Origin of the sequence: Hyalangium sp. (genome assembly GCF_035629615.1) — a bacterium.
GTDB lineage: Bacteria > Myxococcota > Myxococcia > Myxococcales > Myxococcaceae > Hyalangium.
The window spans coordinates 1-17,798 of sequence record NZ_DASPHO010000161.1; the positions used below are offsets into that span (position 1 = coordinate 1).

13 protein-coding genes and 1 pseudogene are annotated in these 17,798 nt (G+C 69.8%); 4 read left to right on the forward strand and 10 right to left on the reverse strand.

The window, feature by feature from the left end:
- The 5 genes and pseudogenes from VD972_RS08215 to VD972_RS08235 all read right to left on the reverse strand — a co-directional run.
- Nucleotides 1–383: pseudogene (locus VD972_RS08215) on the reverse strand (NAD+ kinase); the annotation flags it as partial.
- 7 nt (nt 384–390) lie between these two features.
- Nucleotides 391–1,398 (reverse strand): SPFH domain-containing protein, encoded by a 1,008-nt coding sequence (locus VD972_RS08220; protein ID WP_324983361.1) that lies wholly within the window; start codon nt 1,396–1,398, stop codon nt 391–393.
- A gap of 74 nt (nt 1,399–1,472) precedes the next feature.
- Nucleotides 1,473–2,426, reverse strand: coding sequence for a hypothetical protein (locus VD972_RS08225; RefSeq protein ID WP_324983364.1), 954 nt, complete (start codon nt 2,424–2,426; stop codon nt 1,473–1,475).
- Nucleotides 2,426–5,011: a TonB-dependent receptor domain-containing protein gene (locus tag VD972_RS08230; protein ID WP_324983367.1), complete on the reverse strand. Its 2,586-nt coding sequence runs from the start codon at nt 5,009–5,011 to the stop codon at nt 2,426–2,428. The genes VD972_RS08225 and VD972_RS08230 overlap by 1 nt, the downstream gene beginning before the upstream one ends.
- 156 nt (nt 5,012–5,167) lie before the next feature.
- Nucleotides 5,168–6,757, reverse strand: a complete 1,590-nt coding sequence (locus VD972_RS08235; RefSeq protein WP_324983370.1) for a methyl-accepting chemotaxis protein — start codon at nt 6,755–6,757, stop codon at nt 5,168–5,170.
- Nucleotides 6,758–6,996: 239 nt separating this feature from the next.
- Between VD972_RS08235 and VD972_RS08240 the strand changes: the two genes are divergently transcribed.
- Nucleotides 6,997–7,647 (forward strand): class I SAM-dependent methyltransferase, encoded by a 651-nt coding sequence (locus tag VD972_RS08240; RefSeq protein WP_324983373.1) that lies wholly within the window; start codon nt 6,997–6,999, stop codon nt 7,645–7,647.
- Nucleotides 7,648–7,678: 31 nt separating this feature from the next.
- On the opposite strand, the gene rapZ is transcribed toward VD972_RS08240, so the two are convergent.
- The gene (rapZ, locus tag VD972_RS08245; protein WP_324983376.1) at nt 7,679–8,542 is read right to left on the reverse strand and encodes an RNase adapter RapZ; all 864 of its coding nucleotides are present in this window, start codon (nt 8,540–8,542) and stop codon (nt 7,679–7,681) included.
- Complete coding sequence (gene hprK / locus VD972_RS08250; RefSeq protein ID WP_324983379.1) at nt 8,539–9,513, reverse strand: HPr(Ser) kinase/phosphatase; 975 nt, start codon at nt 9,511–9,513, stop codon at nt 8,539–8,541. Before hprK ends, rapZ begins: the two co-directional genes overlap by 4 nt.
- 50 nt (nt 9,514–9,563) lie before the next feature.
- Between hprK and VD972_RS08255 the strand changes: the two genes are divergently transcribed.
- A complete protein-coding gene (locus VD972_RS08255; protein ID WP_324983382.1) occupies nt 9,564–11,036 on the forward strand; it encodes a hypothetical protein in 1,473 nt (490 codons plus the stop codon).
- A gap of 60 nt (nt 11,037–11,096) precedes the next feature.
- A complete protein-coding gene (locus VD972_RS08260; protein WP_324983386.1) occupies nt 11,097–11,441 on the forward strand; it encodes a histidine triad nucleotide-binding protein in 345 nt (114 codons plus the stop codon).
- Between the two features lie 41 nt (nt 11,442–11,482).
- On the opposite strand, the gene VD972_RS08265 is transcribed toward VD972_RS08260, so the two are convergent.
- Nucleotides 11,483–12,334: a carboxypeptidase-like regulatory domain-containing protein gene (locus VD972_RS08265; protein WP_324983391.1), complete on the reverse strand. Its 852-nt coding sequence runs from the start codon at nt 12,332–12,334 to the stop codon at nt 11,483–11,485.
- 219 nt (nt 12,335–12,553) lie between these two features.
- Between VD972_RS08265 and VD972_RS08270 the strand changes: the two genes are divergently transcribed.
- On the forward strand, nt 12,554–13,324 hold the full coding sequence (locus VD972_RS08270) for a YoaK family protein (RefSeq protein ID WP_324983395.1): 771 nt from the start codon (nt 12,554–12,556) through the stop codon (nt 13,322–13,324).
- Nucleotides 13,325–13,330: 6 nt separating this feature from the next.
- On the opposite strand, the gene VD972_RS08275 is transcribed toward VD972_RS08270, so the two are convergent.
- Together VD972_RS08275 and VD972_RS08280 are read right to left on the reverse strand one after the other, a co-directional pair.
- A complete protein-coding gene (locus VD972_RS08275) occupies nt 13,331–15,403 on the reverse strand; it encodes a chloride channel protein (protein WP_324983398.1) in 2,073 nt (690 codons plus the stop codon).
- A gap of 107 nt (nt 15,404–15,510) precedes the next feature.
- Nucleotides 15,511–17,721, reverse strand: a complete 2,211-nt coding sequence (locus tag VD972_RS08280; protein WP_324983405.1) for a fused MFS/spermidine synthase — start codon at nt 17,719–17,721, stop codon at nt 15,511–15,513.
- Nucleotides 17,722–17,798: the final 77 nt, after the last annotated feature.

Here is a 17,798-nt window from a genome sequence, read left to right on the forward strand (position 1 = left end):
CGCGCCCCCTCCACGCGGAAGGGCAGCAGCACGCCGTCGAAGCGGACTGGATCCGGGTTGATGCCCACCAGCGGCTGGCCGCTCACATACTTGGCCACGTTGGCCACCAGCCCGTCCTGGCCGATGGCCACCACCAGCTCCCTGCCACTGAAGAGGAAGGTGGGCACCAGCGAGCGATCCACCTGCTGCACGGGCAGCCCCACCGCAAGTGCGCCATGCAGCCCATCCAGCGCCCGGCGGTAGGTGTCGTCCTCGCGCGCGTAGTCCTCGAAGTCCTGCCCGGCGTGCTCCAGGTAGAAGCGCGCCTGCGCGCGGGTGTTCAGCCGCTCCACCAGCTCTTCCAACCGTGTCTTCCGGGTGACGAGGACGATCTTCTCGAACATGGCGCCCTCACCTGTTGCCGCGCGTGCGCGGCTCGGAATGTGGCTCGGAGCGCGGCTCCCTCTGTGCCGGCCCCATCAACCCGCTCAGCAGCTCCGGTGACATGTTCAGCTCGCCGATCTTGTGCGCGTTCTCCGCCATCTCCCGGAAGGCCAGGGCGATGTTCAGCTTGGGATCGCTCCCGCCGCCGTTGGCCGCCAGCAGCGTCTTCCAGTCCATGCTGCGCACGGGCGCCAGCACCTTCTCCAGGGCGTAGGCGCGCGCATCCGCGGCCTGGCGCTCGTTCTGGCTCCAGCGCTCCATGAGCGCCCCGCGCTGCTCCTCCACGGCGATGTCCGCCGCCATCTGCGCCTCACGGATCTGCCGCCGCTTCTCCTCCACCGCCAGCTCCGTGGACAGCTCGCTCTCCTTGATGCGGCGCTCTTGCTCCACGGCGGCGTTGCGGCGATCGTAGACGGCCTCGTCCGCGCGGCGCTGCAGCCCCTCGCGCGCCTCGGCCTCCAGCGCCCGCGACATCTCCGGCGTGGGCCGCACTGACAGCAGCGAGAAGCCCATCACCTCCACGCCCAACATGCGGATGGCCTCCGAGGCCCCCAGCGCCGCCAGCACCTGCCCCTCGACCACCTCCGAGTGCCCCAGCACCTCGCGCAGGCCCATGCCCTGCACCACCGTGCGGGCGCGCACCTGCGCCACCTGCACCAGCCGCTCCTCCAGCTTCTCCGGATCGTTGGAGAGGTGCTTCCCCGACGGCGCGATGGAGTAGTCCAGCAGCGACGCCAGCCGCTTCGGATCCGCCACCCGGTACGTGAGCTGCCCCTGCAGCGTCACCGCCTGGAAGTCCTGCGTCACCTCGTTGAACGCGAAGGGCACGTCCGCGCTGGCCAGCGGCACCGCCACCATCGTCGTCGTGGGCACCCAGTACAGGAACGACAGCCCAGGCCCCTCCCGCCTCACCTTCCCGTCCTGGAACTGGATGACATACGTCGTCGGCGCCGCCTTGATGTACCGGATGGGCATGGCCCACTTCCTTTCGTGTATTTTCGACACTAACTTAGTGTACGAAAAACACGTTAGCAATGTGGGCTTGAGGCCTACTCGAAGAGCACCTCGCGGCGCTCCCAGGCGGTGCCGCCGCGGCCATCGCGGAAGACGACCCAGAGGGTGGCCCGCTCGGTCCTGGTGGGAGGCTCCCGCCAGAAGGCCTTGGGGCCGACGTTGTCGGGCGAGGGATCTCTCTCGTCGAACTGGAGGGTGGTGCCGCGGCGGAAGGAGCCCGCGTCGGTGAACCACGCGAACCGGAGCCGCTCGCGCTCCAGCTCCTTCTCCCCGCTGAAGCCCCGCGCCTCGTAGAACTGGGACTCGGCCTCGTCGAAGAGCGGCTCGATGTCGTGCTCGCAGACCCTCACGAGGCTCCCATCTTCCGCCTCGACTTCCTTCTTCTTCTCGTCCGGACACTCGCCGTACTTGAGGGTCCGCGGCGCGTCCGGGAGCCAGTCGGCTCCGTCCAGGGTGAGCTTCTGGAGCGCCGGGTTCCGGTTGGGCTCCTGCCCCTCCGGCAGCTTCCCGGTCACCGTCACCTGCTTCACGGAGACCAGCGGCCCCCGCTCGGAGTCGATCTCGAGCTGCACATGGATCTGCGGCGAGGGGAGGTCGCTCCCGGTGGCAAGGAAGCCCGCCAGCTCCGGGGGGAGCGGGACGTTCAGGGAGACCGCGTCGAGGGCCGCACTGCTGCTCGCGAGGAGGGTGGTGCCCTCACCCTCAGGGCAGCGCGTGTTCTCGGCCGTGCCGACGCCGTCGGCCGCACGCGGTGGGCGCAGGCAAGACCACCAGCGCACCTCCGTGACGGCGAGCGGATCCGAGGGGTCCACGACCAGGGCGCGGGCCTGCACGGAGTCAGGAGCCGGGGCTCCGCCGGCCAGCTCCGGCGGATCGACCTGGATGGCGAGGATCCGGCGGTCGAGGATCTCGCTCGAGCGCTCGAAGTCGTAGGAGCAGGCCGTCAGCGCCAGGAGCGCCGTCAGGGTCAGGATCAGGCGGGCAGGCATCAGAACTCTCCCTTGACGCCAAAGGTGGGAATGAACGGGAGCCCCCGGAGCGGAGCGTTCTCGCGATACCGGTAGTCCCAGAGGGTCGCCTCTGGATTGGCGGCGTTGTAGACGTTCTGGAGATCCGCATAGACGGACAGCTTCCAGCGCTCGAACGTCCAGAGCTTCTCGGCGCGGAAGTCCAGCTGGTGGAAGGTGGCCCCACGGGCGGAGCCGGGTGCGCCCTCCACGGGGAAGTACCCCCCGGTGTCCGAGTTGAAGGTGCCTCCGCTGATCGGCGTCTCCGGGCGGCCTGTCGTGAGGCGGAACCTCATCCCCAGCTCCCAGCCCCCATCGAACTTGTAGGAGCCCACCAGCGTGAGGATGTGGGACTGATCGAACTCGACGGGGACGTAGGCCTTCGCGTCATCGTCGAACTGCACGGAGCGAGAGAGCGTATAGGCCACCCACCCATAGAACCGCTCGGTCAGATCGTGCTTGAGCAGCAGCTCGATGCCGTAGGCCCTTCCCCGTCCATCGTTGTCGTAGAGCTCGGGGACCTGCTCGCCCTCCCGCTCCACGAAGTCCTGGGAGGAGACGACGAGCCGATCCCTCCAGTTGTAGAAGCCCTGCAGGTCCAACAGCAGCGAGTCGGTGAGCTTCCACTCGATGCCGCCCGCCGTCTGCCGGCTCCGCAGCAGCCCCAGCTCCGGATTGCCGAACCGGGGCGCCACCTCGGCCGGCTGCGGCGCCTGCCGGTAGACGCCAAACGCGGCCTTCGTGGTGAGCCAGTCGTTCAGCGCGTAGCGCGCCGCGATTCGAGGCTCGAGCGAGGGGCGCCACCCGCCCGGGAGATCGTACGCCTCGAACCGGATCCCCGGGACGATCTTCAGCTGCTCGAAGGGTGACCAGACCGTCTCGGCATAGGCCGCGTAAGAGGCCACGTCCACGTACTGCTTGATGACCTGGGGGGGTGGCGGTTCCTCCCCCGGCCTGGCGACCTGCGGGAACTCGAACTGCACCTTGTAGAAAGCGGCGTTGAGGTCGATGCCCGTCTCGAAGGTGAGCCCCTTCCAGAGCTCCTTCTCGGCGGCCCCTCTGAGGTTCACGTCCTGCGAGGTGATGCTCCCCTTGAACAGATCTCCGATCCGGAACCGGAAGGGGGTGAACCCCAGGGTGGGCGCCAGGGAAAGCTTCCACCCGGAGTCCGTCGGGCGGCTCCACGACATGCGCAGCCGGTGGAAGCCCTGGGACGTGTCCAGGGAGAAGGGCTGGGTCTCCTCCGAGCCGCTCTGGGAGATCTCCAGCAAGTCGCTCGAGCCGAACACGACGAGCCCCAACCGGTCCTTGCCAAGCGTCAAGTCATAGCGGGCCTGGTAGTCCCAGTAGTACGGCGAGGCCACCGTCGAAGCGGCCCCGGGCTCGCGGAAGGCCTCCAGGATGGGGGGCAGGAGCACGTCGATGTAGCTGCGCCGCGCCGCCACCGCGACCGCCCCGTAGTTCTTCTCCGAGCTGAGGGGCGCCTCCAGGTAGAAGCCCGAGTCGAGCAGGTCGATGTCGACGAGGCCGTGCAGGCGCTTCGGCTCGGGGGGCCGTGTCCCGACGTCCACGATGCCCGCAAGCGCCCGCCCGTACTTCGCGCCATAGGCGCCGGGGTAGAAGTCGATCCGATCGATGAAGGAGGCGTTGACGACCGAGGGGCCACCCGCGAAGTGGTAGAGCAGCGGGATGGGGACGCCGTCGATCATCACCTGCGTGTCCTGCGGCTGGGAGCCTCGCACGAGCAGGGCCCCAGAGATGTAGGGTGCCCGCGCCATCCCGGGCATGTTCTGCAGCACGCGGAGCGGATCCCCGAAGGTACCAGGGACACTCTGGAGCTCCTGCTTCTGGAGCGTGCGCCGGGCGACCTCCTTCTTCTCCCGGGCGCCCGTCACCACCGTCTCGAAGCCGCCCTCGACCTTCTGCCAGAGGTACGCGGTGAGCTCGGTCACCTCGCCCTCCTTCAGCTCCTCGACGGTGTAGAACTTCTTGTGCTTCGGCTCGGAGATCTCCACCTTGAGCCGGCCGGGCGTCACACCGCGCAGCTCGAAGCGGCCGTCCGCGTCGGTCTCCGTGGCGAGCCCCTGCTCGGGCAGGTACACCGAGGCGTTCGCGATGGGATCCCGCGTCCCGCGCTGGACGACCCGGCCCTTGAAGTTCACGGGCTTCTCGACGACGGCGGTGGGCTCGGGCTCCGGCGGCGGCTTCGGGACGAAGTGGTAGACGTACTCGATGCGGACGGGCGCCGGCTGCCCATCCACCTCGGCAGGAGAGAAGCGGAGCTTCAGCACGGCCTCGTGGGCGGCCGCGTCGAACTCCGGGCCGGCAGAGCGCGTCACCTCGGCCTGCGCCACCTTGCCGGTCTCGTCGATGTCGATGAAGAAGGCCACCTCCGCCCCTTCACCGCGAGCGAGCGCCTCGGGCGGATAGGCCGCCTCCACGAACTCGAGGAGCTCTGGCGCCTTCGTGAGCTGGGGTGGAGGCGGGACTCCGCCGTCCGTGACCTGCCGCTGGATGCCTGCCCCTTCGTAGGCACCTGCGCTGGCCGCGAGCAGCACTCCGGCCACGACAAGGAGCCGAGCAGCGCTCGCCCTTGCCTGGACCCCGAGACGACGCGAGTGAACGAACATGTTGTGCAAGGGTGCTCTCGATACCCCGGTGAGCAGCCGCCGGCCCCGACGTCCCCATGCTCGTCTGGGGGCCTCATGCCGTCAAGCGCGGACTCAGGCGCGGTAGCGCGTCACCACATCCGTCAGCTTGCGGGAGACGTCGTCGAGCATCACCGACGCGTTCTTCGTGGAGTCGAGCTCCTTCTCCGTGTCCGCCATCATCCGGGAGAGCTCGCTCACGGCGAGGAAGATCTGGGTAATCCCCAGGTCCTGCTGGCTGACGGCGGCGACGATCTCCCTCACCGCGAAGGCATTGTCGCGGATGAGAGAGGACAGCTCCCGCAGGCTCTCACCCGTGGCGCTCACCTGCTCCAGCCCGCCCTGCATCTGCTCGGCGTTGCGCTGGGTGATGCTCACCGTCTCCGCCACGGCGCGCCCCACCGCGTCCAGGATCTCCCTCACCCGGACCGTGGCCTCGATGGACTGGTCCGCCAGGGAGCGGATCTCCCGCGCCACCACGCCAAAGCCCTTGCCGTGCTCGCCGCTGCGCACGGCCTCGATGGCGGCGTTGAGCGCCAGCATGTTGGAGCGGTCCGCCAGCTCCTTCACCGTCATGGTGATGGCGCCGATCTGCTGGGTGCTCTCCCCCAGGTTGCGGATGCGCTGGGCGATCTCCTGCACCTGGGCCCCCAGGTCCGCCAGGCCGGAGACGCTCAGCGCGATGGAGGCCTCGCCCTCGCGGCCCAGCATGTCCGCGCGCTCGGCCACCCTGAGCACGGAGTCGGCCCGCTGGGCGGCCAGCGAGGAGGTCTCCCGCAGCGCCTCCGCGGTGACGCGCGTCTGGTGGAGCGCGGCCGCCTGGCTGCTGACCGTCTCCTGCTGCTGCTCCGCGGAGCGGCGCACGTTCGCCACGGACTCGGCCAGCGTGCCCCCCGAGGCGCGCAGCTCGTGGTGGATCGTCCGCAGGCGCTCCACCATCTCCCGGAAGGCGCCCGCCAGCTGCCCCACCTCATCCCCGGAGCGCACGGGCACGCGGAGCGTCAGGTCCCCGTTCTCGCTGATCTCCCGTGCCACCCCCGTGAGCGCCCGCAGCGGGTGGACCAGCGAGCGCCGCAGCCCGAAGGCCAGCAGCAGCGCCACGGCGATGCAGCCCAGCACGCCGCAGGCGAAGATCCACGCGCCCCGCCGGAAGTTCAGCCGCAGCTCCTGGAAGGAGGCGCGCACCGTGCTCGCCTCGTCCTTCGCCATGGAGTCCAGGAGCTGCTCCAGCACCCGCGTCTGATCGTGGAAGCGCTCGGACAGGGCCTGGAGCTCCGCCTCCGCAGAGGCCGTGAGGAGCTGGCGGCCCAGGCGCAAGGCCTCGGTAAAGCGCCCCTGCACGTCGGCGAGCCGGGCCGGCGGATAGCCCTTCTCCCGCAGCGCGGCGATCCGGCTGGCAAAGCCCTTCTCCAGCACGGCGAGCTCGTCCTGCTGCCAGGTCCGAGCCCCTTGTCCATTCGAGGAGAGCAGGACCGTGGTCTGCTGGTGGATCATCCTCAGCTCGAAGAGCGAAGTCGCCATGGTGAAGGAGCGCTCCAGCGAGGACTCCACCCCACGGGCAAGGCGGTAGGAAGAGACGATGTGCGCCCCTCCGAGCACGGCGAACGCCACCACGAGCAAGCCGAAGGACACATACAGCCTCCGGCCGATACTGGCCCTCATCATCCCTCCCAGGTCCAAACGTCCTGCTGAAAGGTCAGCCAATGCGCCAGGTAGGCCCAACCTCTGCCTGTAAGAGCACTCCCTACCTCCCGCTGAGACCCCCTATCTCCATGTATCCAGGACCCGACGTCCTGGCAGACCCAACTTAGTGCGTAGTGTTGGCCATGGCAATCTGGCTATACAGGAAGTGCTAGTTCTTCCCTCTTATCCGTGAGTTCTTTCCGATTAAGGTGCGGGCCGCCATGGCGCCCCCCAGGAACGAGGACCACGTCCGTCAGGTGTACGGAGAGATCGCTCCCGCATACGAGGTGCTGTTCCCCTCGTTGCACCGGTACGAAGACCGGGTAGCGCGCTTCCTGGACGACGCGGTGAGGCCCGGCAGCCGAGTGTTGGACGTGGGGTGCGGCACGGGCCTGCTCACGCGCGACATTGACGGGTCCGCGGAGGTGGTGGGGCTGGACCTGTCACCGGAGATGCTGGAGGTGGCGAGGAAGGGGCGGCCCACAGGCACCTGGCGCGTGCACAGCTACCACCAGCCCATCCCCGAGGAGTTGGGGCGCTTTGACGTGGTGCTGGCCGTGGGGTGCCTGGACTTCTGCGACGACCTGCGGCTGGTGCTGAACCACTTTGGCGCCGTGCTGAAGCCGGAGGGGCGGATGCTCTTCACCGTGCTCGAGCGCCGCAGGGGGCTGGACGGGCACGAGGTGCCGCGGCGTCAGGTGAAGACGGCGGGGCCGGCGGTGTGGGTCTCCTTCCCTTCCTTCGAGGAGACGGCCGCGGCGCTCACCACCGCGGGGCTGCTGCCGTACCGCTACAACCACGCGCCGGGCTGGGTGCACCTCATGGAGCAGCGGACGATGTACTTCGGCTGGTGGGAGGTAGAGCGGCGCTGAGGGGCTCCGGGGCCGCGCGACGCCTTCTCGGCTACTCCTTCTCGATGTCGCGGTCCCAGAGCTGGATGCGGGGGATCTCCTCCTGGAGCTGCCGCGTCAGCTCGGCGGCGATCGCCACCGAGCGGTGCTTGCCGCCCGTGCAGCCCAGCGCCACCGTGAGGTACGCCTTGCCCTCCTTCTGGTAGCGGGGGAACAGGAACCGGCAGAGGTCCACCACCTTGGCGAGGAACTGCTGCGTCTCCTCCCGGTCCAGCACGTACGCCGCCACCTTGGCGTTCTTCCCCGTCAGCCCCTTCAGCTCCGGAACAAAGTAGGGGTTGGGCAGGAAGCGCACGTCCAGCACCAGGTCCGCCTGTGGCGGTACCCCGTGCCGGTAGCCGAAGGACATCACCGACAGCGAGGGCCCCGTCGCCGGCTCCGGGCTGAAGCGCGCCTGCACCATCCGCTTCAGGTCATGCACGTTCAGCGCGGACGAGTCGATGACCTGGTCGGCCAGCTCGCGCAAGTCTCTCAGCTCCTCGCGCTCGGCCCTGATGCCCTCGGCCACGGTGCCCGTGGGTGCCAGCGGGTGGCGGCGCCGCGTCTCGCTGAAGCGGCGGATGAGGCTGTCGTCGCTGGAGTCCAGGAAGAGCACCTCCACCTGGTGCCCCGCGCGGCGGACCTCGTCCAGCACCCGCGGCGCCTCCTTGAGGAAGATGCCCTCGCGCACATCCACCACCAGCGCCATGCGCTCGATCTGTCCACTGCCGGCCAGCTCCGTCAGCTTGGGCAGCAAGAGCACCGGCAGGTTGTCGATGCAGAAGAAGCCCGCATCCTCCAGCGCCCGGATGGCCGTGGACTTACCGGAACCCGACATCCCGGTGATGATGACGATGTGCTTGGCGGGGGCGCTCACTCGACCTCTTCTCCCAGCGTACGACGCATCGCTCCCTCGGCGATAGCGCGGTTGAGCCGCTCGGCGAACTCCCGCGCGGAGTGGTGGCCCTGAAGCTTGAGCAAGTGGTTGCGCGCCGCCACCTCGATGATGGTGGCCATGTTGCGGCCTGGACGCACCGGCACCACCGACAGCGGCACGTTCACCCCGATGATGTCCAGGAAGCGATCTTCCACCCCCAGCCGGTCATACTCCTGGCTCGGGTCCCACTCCTGCAGCTCGATGACGAGCTCGATCTTCTTCTGCTCGCGCACCGCCGACACGCCGAACAGATCCTTGATGTTGATGATGCCCAGGCCCCGGATCTCCATGTGGTGCTTGATGACCGGGTTGCCCGCGCCGTAGACGGCGCCCGGCTTGCGACGCGCCACGTCGACGATGTCGTCGGCCACCAGCCGGTGCCCGCGCATCACCAGGTCCAGGGCGATCTCGCTCTTGCCGATGCCGCTCTTGCCCAGCAGCAGGATGCCCACGCCGAAGACGTCCATCAGCACCCCGTGGATGCTGCTCGTCTCCGTCAGGGCCTCCTCCAGGAAGCCCTGCACCTGCTGGATGAAGGTGCTGGAGAGCAGCGGCGTCTTCATCAGCGCCAGCCCGGACGCCTCGCACGCCTCGACGAGCACCCGCGGCAGTTCCAGGCTCTTGGTCACCACCACGCAGGCCAGATCCTCCTTGAAGAGGCGCGCGAGGACCTCGCGCTGCTGCTCCTCCGAGAGCGTGCGCAGGTAGGAGATCTCCGTGTTGCCGAACACCTGGACCCGATGCGGGTGGAGGTGCTCGGTGAAGCCGGTCAGCGCCAGCCCGGGCTTCTGGATGCGCGGAGAGTTGAGGGTCCGGCTCAACCCCTTCTCACCGGCGACCAGGGTGAGCTGGAGGTCGTAGTCGCGATCCTCGAGGAGGGCGGAGATTCGAATGGAGCGAGTTGTGCTCATCGTCAGGAAGTGGATATCACCCGGCGGACCGTTTGCGATGATTGCTCGACGTGCCAGCCACCCTTCCCACCCCTGAACACCCTCCCGCCGAGCTTCGCCTGGCCCGGGTCCTGCTCGTCCTGACCCTCACCGCCGGGGGCCTCCTGCGGGTGTGGCTGGCCCTGATGGACGACGGGCTGTACTGGCCGGATGAGATCTACCAGAGCCTGGAGCCCGCGCACCGGCTCGTGTTCGGCCCTGGGTTCATCCCGTGGGAGTTCATCGAGGGGGCGCGCACCTGGGCCCTCCCTGGGCTGGTAGCGGGGCTCATGGGGCTGGCGCGGGTGCTTGGGCTGGACTCGCCAGCCGGCTACCTGGGCGTCGTGAAGGGGTTCTTCGCACTGCTGGGGACGGCCACCGCCTGGGGGAGCTACCGCCTCGCCCGAGTCGAGGGGGCTGGCCCGCTCGCCGCCGCGGCAGGCGCCTCCCTGATGGCCCTGGCCTCCGTGCCCCTCTACTTCGCCCCCCGGGCCATGAGCGAGAACGCCGCCGCTTTCCCGGTGGTGCTGGGGCTGGCGCTGGCCCTGGCTCCTGGTGCCTCGCGGCGGGCGCTCGCCGTGGGGGCCTCGCTGCTGGGACTGGCCGTGCTGCTGCGCCTGCAGAGCGGCATCTTCTGCGTGGGGCTGGTGGTCCTGCTCGCGGCGCGGCGGCAGTGGCGAGCGGCGGGGCTCACGCTTGGGGTGCTCGCCGTGTGGGCTGGCCTCTTCGGACTGCTGGACCGGCTCACCTGGGGCAGCTGGTTCCACTCGGCCTTCGTGTACCTGGACTTCAACTTCGTCAAAGAGGGAGGCAAGGCCTGGGGCGTGGCCCCTTTCAGCTACTACACCCGGGTGCTCCTCAAGGCGATGCCCGGCATCTCGCTGCTCGTTGGAGGGCTGGGCCTGCTCGCGCTGTGGCGCTCCCGCGGCCTCGCGGCGCTCGTCCTCGTCTTCTTCGTCCTTCACGCCTCTCAGCCGCACAAGGAGCTGCGCTTCCTCGTTCCCCTCCTCCCCCTGCTTGCCGCGCTCGCGGGGGTGGGACTGGAGCTGGGCATGGCCCGGCTGAAGGCCCTCCGCCTGCGCGCCGCGGTGGCCCTGGCCGTGGTGGCGGTGGGGGCTGTCTCCGCGGGGCTCTCGCGACGGCTCACCTTCGGGGAGATCGGCCAGTACGTGCACGAGCGGCCCCACATCAGCGCGTATGACGACTCGGGCCCCATCAACCGGCTGCTGATGGTGGCGAGCCAGCGCGAGGACGTGTGCGGGCTCAAGATCGAGGTCCCCGTGCACATCGCCTGGACGGGGGGCTACAGCTACTTCCACCACAACGTGCCCCTGTACTGGTCCGCGAGCCCGGACCGGCCCTCAGGCCTGTTCAACTACGTCATCACCCTCCCCCAGTGGGGCGTCGGGGGGGAGGTGGTGGCCCGGGACAAGGACTTCCTCCTGATGCGCCTGCCCCTCCAGGTCTGCGTGCCCGATAGAGGCTTCAGCTGGCGACTGCCCTGAGCCAACGCTTCCGGGCGCGAGGCCGTTCCCAGCCGAACCCAGGGTTGCTAAGCCGTCCCCATGTCCAACTGCCTCTTCTGCAAGATTCGCGACGGTCAGATCCCTGCCCGGGTCGTCCACCGGGACGACGTGTGCATGGCCTTCGAGGACATCAACCCCCAGGCGCCGACACACGTGGTCTTCATCCCGCTGAAGCACATCGCCACGGTGAATGACATTGGCCTGGAAGACCGGGAGGCGGTGGGGCACCTCTACACCGCGGCGGCGAAGGTGGCGAAGGAGCGCGGCCACGCCGAGCGGGGCTACCGCCTGGTGATGAACTGCAACGCGGACGCCGGCCAGACGGTGTTCCACATCCACCTGCACCTGGTCGCGGGCCGGCCCATGGAGTGGCCGCCAGGGTAGGCGCCGTGGACTGAAGGGCAGAGCGGCTCACCCCCGCCGCATCACTGGCCGCACCGGAGCTCCTTCGAGGGCGCCCGCTCGGCGCTCCTCGTGCGCACCCCAGCGCCTGGGGCCGGCAGGGCCAGCACCCGCGGCTCGGCCGAGGGCAGCCAGAGGGTCCACTCCACTGGCGAGGAGCTGCCGGGCGCGCGCCCTTGCACCGTGTAGAGCCCTGGCGCCAGCCCCTCGACGCGGAAGTGCCCCGTGGAGTCGCTCGTCACCGTGACCAGCTCCTCGGCCGGCGCATCCGCGTGCGCCTCGTTCTCCCAGGCGCTCACGTCCGGCGTCAGCGTCAGCTCGGCCCCCGACAGCGGCTTCCCCGTGCCCTGAAGCACCGTCGTTCCCCAGAAGGTGCTCGGCTCCTCCAGCCGCAGGCTCACCGGCGTCCGCGGCCCCCCCAGCGGATGCATCAGGTTGAGCCAGGCCGGCGCGAGCCCCTCCGCGCGCGCTACCACCAGGTAGGCGCCGGCGCGCGCGGGGATCAACAAGAGCCCGTCGTTCCCCGTGGCGCCCGCGGAGGCGACCCGCCAGTCCATCTTTCCCGTCTCCGGGCTCCGCCCCTCCCGCCGGTAGAGACGCACCTGGGCGCGCGGGACGGGACGGCCTCCCGCCATCACCCGCAGCTCCATCAGACCGTCCGCCTCACTGGCCGCCTCGGCCATGGGCAGCGTCCGCGTCTCTTCCCGGGGGAGCCAGGGAAGCTCTTCCGGCAGCTCGCTCGGCGCCGCCAGCACCGCGGGGACGCCCCGCACCTCCACCTGACGGACCGCTCGCTCTGCCGCTCGCCCATACAGCGCGAGCCCGATGGCCGCGGCTACCACCCCCCACACCCATACCTGGCCGAGCCTGCGCATCCTCCTGCCTCCGGGCCTTCCCTTGCTCGCTCGCCCGTACTCCACTCGAAGCCCCATGTTTTGACCAGCAACAACAGGCCTGGATCCAGGGTTCCCGCCATGACATGACACCCTGGCGCAGAGCCCCGTCTGTCCTCTCTCCGGGCAGCCAGGAAGGACTCGCTCCTGAACACCTGAGGAGCGGGTGTTAGCATCCGCGCTGCCTTTGAACGTTGCCCCATGCCCTTCACCAGTACCGAGACTTCCCCCGCAAGCCGACGCGCCTACTCTGTGCTGGTCCTGCTGCTCGCAGGCGTAGCTGGAGCCGTGAATGCGATCAGCTTCTTCGCGCTCGGTACGCACACTTCCCACATGACGGGCAACCTGGCCAACGTGGGCGAGTACCTCGCCAACGGGCGGTGGGCCATGGCCAGCACCGCGGGCCAGCTCGTCCTGTCCTTCCTGCTCGGGGCGATCACCGCGACCGTGCTGATTGACGTGTCTCGACGCCGGCGGCGGGGGCGGCACGCCACAGCGCTCCTGGTGGAAGCGCTGACGCTTGCGGCCGTGGGCCTCTGGTCCTCCAAGCACCCGGCGGCGAGCGAGCCCACGGTGCTGTGGGGCATGGCCTACGCCATGGGACTCCAGAACGCGCTCGTCACCCGCGTCTCCGGCGCCGTCGTGCGCACCACGCACATCACGGGCGTCATCACGGACATCGGCATCCAGCTGGTGAACATGATGACCTGGGTGCGCGACGGTGCCCGCGGCCATGGGCTGGGCGGCCTGCTGTGGATGATTCGCAAGCTGCCCACCGCCGAGCAGTTCTGGCGCACGCGGCTGCACCTCGGGCTCGCCATGGCCTTCCTCGCGGGGTGCACCGGGGGGCCGCTGCTCTATTTCCACTTCGGCCCGGCCGCCATGGCCCTGCCCTGCACTGTCCTGGCGTTGCTGGTGGTGCTCGACGTGAGCCCGGCCGGGGCCTACGCGCCCTTGACGCCTGGCGTCTGAGCCTGCTCAGCGCAGCTCGGTGGCGCCGAAGGGGAGCCCGTGCGGGTGGCCTCTGGAGCGACTGGCCTGGAGGAAGCGCTCCAGCCCGATGCGCGTCACCACCCCCACGCGATCCCCGCCGTCCACCGCGAGCACGTCCACGGCCTGCGCATCCATGGTCGCCAGCGCCTCGCTGATGGAGGCCTCCTGAGAGAGCGCCGGCACCGCGTCCAGCAGCGCCTCCACCGTGGCCTCCTCCCCCGCCAGCCGCCAACGCTCGCCCAGCGCGCCCGCGTGCACTACCCCTCGCAGCCGGCCATCCGCGCCGCGCACCGGCAGCGCCGCCGCTGCCGAGGAGAGCAACCGCTCGCGCAGCTCCACGGCTGGGAGCTCCGGCGCCACCGGCTGCTCCCAGACCACCAGCTCGCGCACCGGCGTGCGCCGCAGCGCGAGGCCGTCCTCTCCCGCGCGCGCCGCCTTCCGCTCCACGAGGACGTGGCAGAGCGCCGAGGCCAGCGTGCACGTCACCATCAGCGGCAGGATGATGGCGTAGTTGCCGCTCAGCTCGTACACCATCATCATCCCCGTCAGCGGCCCGCGCGTCATGGCAGCCACGGCCCCGCCCATGCCCACCATGGCGTAGGCACCGCTGGGCGCGGTGACGCCTGGCATCAGCGCGTGCAGCACCTCGCCGAAGGCCCCGCCCGCCATGGCGCCGATGACCGTCACCGGGAAGAACGTGCCGCCCGAGCCGCCCGAGCCCAGCGTCAGCGCGGTGCCCACCAGCTTGAGCACGCACCCCGAGGCCAGCAGCGCCAACGGAAGGCCTCGCACGAGCGCGTCGTTGGCGTACTCGTGACCCGTGCCCCACACCACCGGGTGTGCCAGCGCGAGCAGCCCCACCAGCAGGCCTCCGATTCCCGCCCGTACCGACAGCGGCTTCTGGCCGAGCCAGGCCGACAGCCGCCCGGGGCGTCGGCCCTGGAAGAACTCCTCCACGCCGTGCAGCGACTGGATGAAGGCGTAGGCCAGCCCTCCGCAGATCAGGCCGAGCACGGCGTAGAAGACGACCTCCCAGCCGCTCACCATCATGTACGCCACGCGCTCCAGCATGGCCGCGCTGCCCATGACGCCGCGGCTCACCATGGTGGCGGTGACGCTGGCCAGGATGATGGGCGAGAAGACGCGGAGCTGGAACTCGCGCAGGAGGATCTCCATGGCGAAGATGGCGCCGGCCACGGGAGCGTTGAAGGAGGCGGCGATGCCCGCGCCGGCCCCGCTGGCCATGAGGATGGACAGCTCGCGCCGGGTGAAGCCGAGGGTGCGCCCCACCTCGGAGCCGAAGGCCGCGCCGCCGTAGACGATGGGCCCCTCGCGCCCCGCCGAGCCGCCCGTGCCGATGGTGACGGCCGAGGCGACGAGCTTGAGCAGGCCATTGCGCGCGGGCAGCCTGCCTTCGCTCTCCACCGCCTTGACGACCTCGGGCACGCCGTGGCCGTGCGTCTCCGGCCTGTCGCGGAGCAGCCGCCCCACCACCGCGCCGCCCAACATGGGCACCAGCACCACGAGGAAGGGGGAGAGCTGCTCCACGTCACGGTGCGCGTGCCCCAGCACGCTGTTCACCGCCGCCAGCGCCACGAGCGGGTAGTAGAGGGACAGCGCGCCCATCACGAGCAGCGCCAGCACCTCGAGGCGGCGCTTCACCACGTCCCGGCCTTCGCCGGGCTCGATGAGGCGGACCAGCCCCAGGGCCCCGAGGGCCAGCGGGATCCCGACGATGATGAACTCGAAGTGCCAGCGTGCGGTCGTGAGCGCCTCGGCGAGCCGCAGGCGCGTCTCCGAGCCGGAGCGGAACGCATCCACCACCTGGGGGAGGCCGTAGCTCAGCCCGCTCACGAGCCCGATGAGGTTGGCGAAGATGCCCGCGACGAGGCCGCTGTAGACACCCACGACCGCGCCGGCCACGGGCAGGACCGAGGGGCCTGGCAGCCGGAGCCGTTGCACCGCCGCCAGCACCTGCTGCACCGCGTCCCGGAGCCACGCACGGAGCGTGAGGGAGGCCGCCATCAGCCACGCGCGGAGCTTGGGGGGGACCGCCATTGCTCGAAGCTTCCCACAAGTGCGTGGCTCAGTCCTGCCTCTATACCACTCCGGCCGGCAGGGCCAAGGTGCATCCGTTGGAAACTGGAGACAGGTGGCCGCGCGAGTCAGGGAGTGGCGGGCTGGGCCACGGGCGCGGCGGACGGTGGGCTGTCAATCGTTCGCGTCTCTACCAGCGCCCGGGAGCGCCGCAAAACGGGCAGCACGCTGCTGCGCTCGTCCGTCCAGGTGATCCTCGTCGGCTCCGCCAGCTCCAGGCGGCGAAGGGTGGCGCTCGCCTCCGAGAAGGTGCGGCCCCAGGAGAACTCCGCCTCTGGGCTGAGGATCATCCACGCGCTGCGGAGCGCATCGCCCTTCGTCTCGTTGATGACGAGCGTGGCGTACATCCCGAACACCCGCGCATGCGCGAGCGCGATGGGCACCAGATCGAGGTGCACGTTGCTGATGTGCAGCGCCAGCACCCCTCGGGGCGCCAGGTGCCGCCGGTACACCGCCACCGACTCCTGCGTGAGCAGGTGCATCGGAATGGAGTCCGAGCTGAACACGTCCAGCGCGAGCACATCGAAGGCCTGCGCCTCACCCCGCTCCAGCTCCTGCTCCAGTGAGATGCGCGCATCGCCCTCGACGACCTCCACCCGAGCCGGCGTGTCCGACAGGAAGCTGAAGTAACTGCCCTCACCCTGCGCCAGGGAGATGACCTTCGGGTTGATCTCGTAGAAGCGAACCGTGTCACCCGCCTGCGTGAGCGCCGCGCTCGTCCCTACGCCCAACCCCAGCACACCGATGCGCAAGCCCGGCTTCTGGCCCTCCGCCTCTCGCACGCGCCGGAACTCGGTGATGGTCAGTCCGAGCCCGCTCTCCGGAGTGAAGTACGCCGTGGCCTGCTTCCGCCGCTCGGGCGAGATGAACTGGACTCCGTGGGTGATGACGCCATGCTTGAGAGAGTACTGGTGCGAGTACGGATCGCGCTCGCCACTCTCCAACACCTGCACCACACCGAAGAAGTTGCGCGCCGTCAGCCGCACCTCCTTCCGGCTGTCCGCCACCGCCACGGCCAGCCCTCCCACCACCCCCGCGAGCACGAGCACCCGCAGGTTCCGTCCCAGCCGTGCCATCGGCCGCTCCTCGGCCGGGCGAGGCAGGAGCACCACCAGCGCCACCAGGGAGCACGCCGCCAGCGCCAGCGGATACTCCGCATAGGTGTCGAAGAAGCGCGGCGCCACGATGCCGACGATGATTCCGCCCGCCACGCCCCCCACCGAGACCCAGAGATAGAAGGCGCTCAAGTGCCGCGGCGCCGGGCGCAGGCGGTACAGCTCGCCATGGCACACCATGCAGCCCGCCAGCAGCGCCCCGCCGTGCGCCAGGAGCTGGAGCGACAGCGGGAAGTGAGGCCCCTCGAAGATGGAGCGGATCACACCGCACACACAGACGATGAGCAGCACGATGCACGCCGAGCGCGGGTAGAGCGCCTCGCGCTCGAACGTGACGATGAAGGTGAACAGGTAGAGCGCCAGCGGCAGCACCCACAGGAATGGACCGGCCGCCACGTCCTGCGAGAGCTGGTTCGTCGTGGCCAGCAGCAGCACTGAGGCGCAGGCGCTCAACCCCAGCCACGCCAGCGTGCGCCTCAGCCCCGGCCGCGCGCTCTCTTCCTCTGGCAAGGCCGCCTTCTCGGGCGCAGCTCCCTCCACGGGTACGGGCGCAGCTCCCAGCCTCCACAGGTCCCTCGCGCACACAGCGCATCCCACGAGGAAGACAACGAAGCCCGCGGCCCACCCCCAGCCCTGCACGTTGCGTGGCACATAGGGCTCGACGAGGAAGGGATAGCCCAGCAGCGCCAGCAGCGAGCCCGCGTTGGACAGCGCATAGAGCCGGTACGGCGAGGCTCCTGGCCGCGAGCGAGCAAACCAGCTCTGCAGCAGGGGCGCCGTGGTGGACAGCACGAAGAAGGGCAGTCCGATCGTCACCGTCAGCATCGCCAGCAGCCGGCCGGTGAGCCCCTCCACTCCGGTGGGCCGCCACTCCTCCCCAGGCGCCACGGGCGAGCCCACCCACAGGGCTCGCGCGGCCAGCACCAGCACCGTGAACCCCACCAACCCCAGGTGCAGCTTCACCTGGGAGCGCGGCGCCAGACGTGTGGCCACGACATGCGCATACGCGTAGCCCGCCAGCAGTGCCGCCTGGAAGAAGAGCATGCAGGCAGTCCACACCGCCGGCGTCCCACCGAACCACGGCAGCGCGAACTTCCCCACCAGCGGCTGGACTCCGAAGAGCAGGAAGGCGCTGGCAAAGAGTGTGAGGGCGTACCGACTCATGGAGCGTGCAGGCTACACCGCCGGAGCAGGTCTGGCCTCATCAAGGAAGCGCAGCACCCGTCCGCCCGCCATGAAGA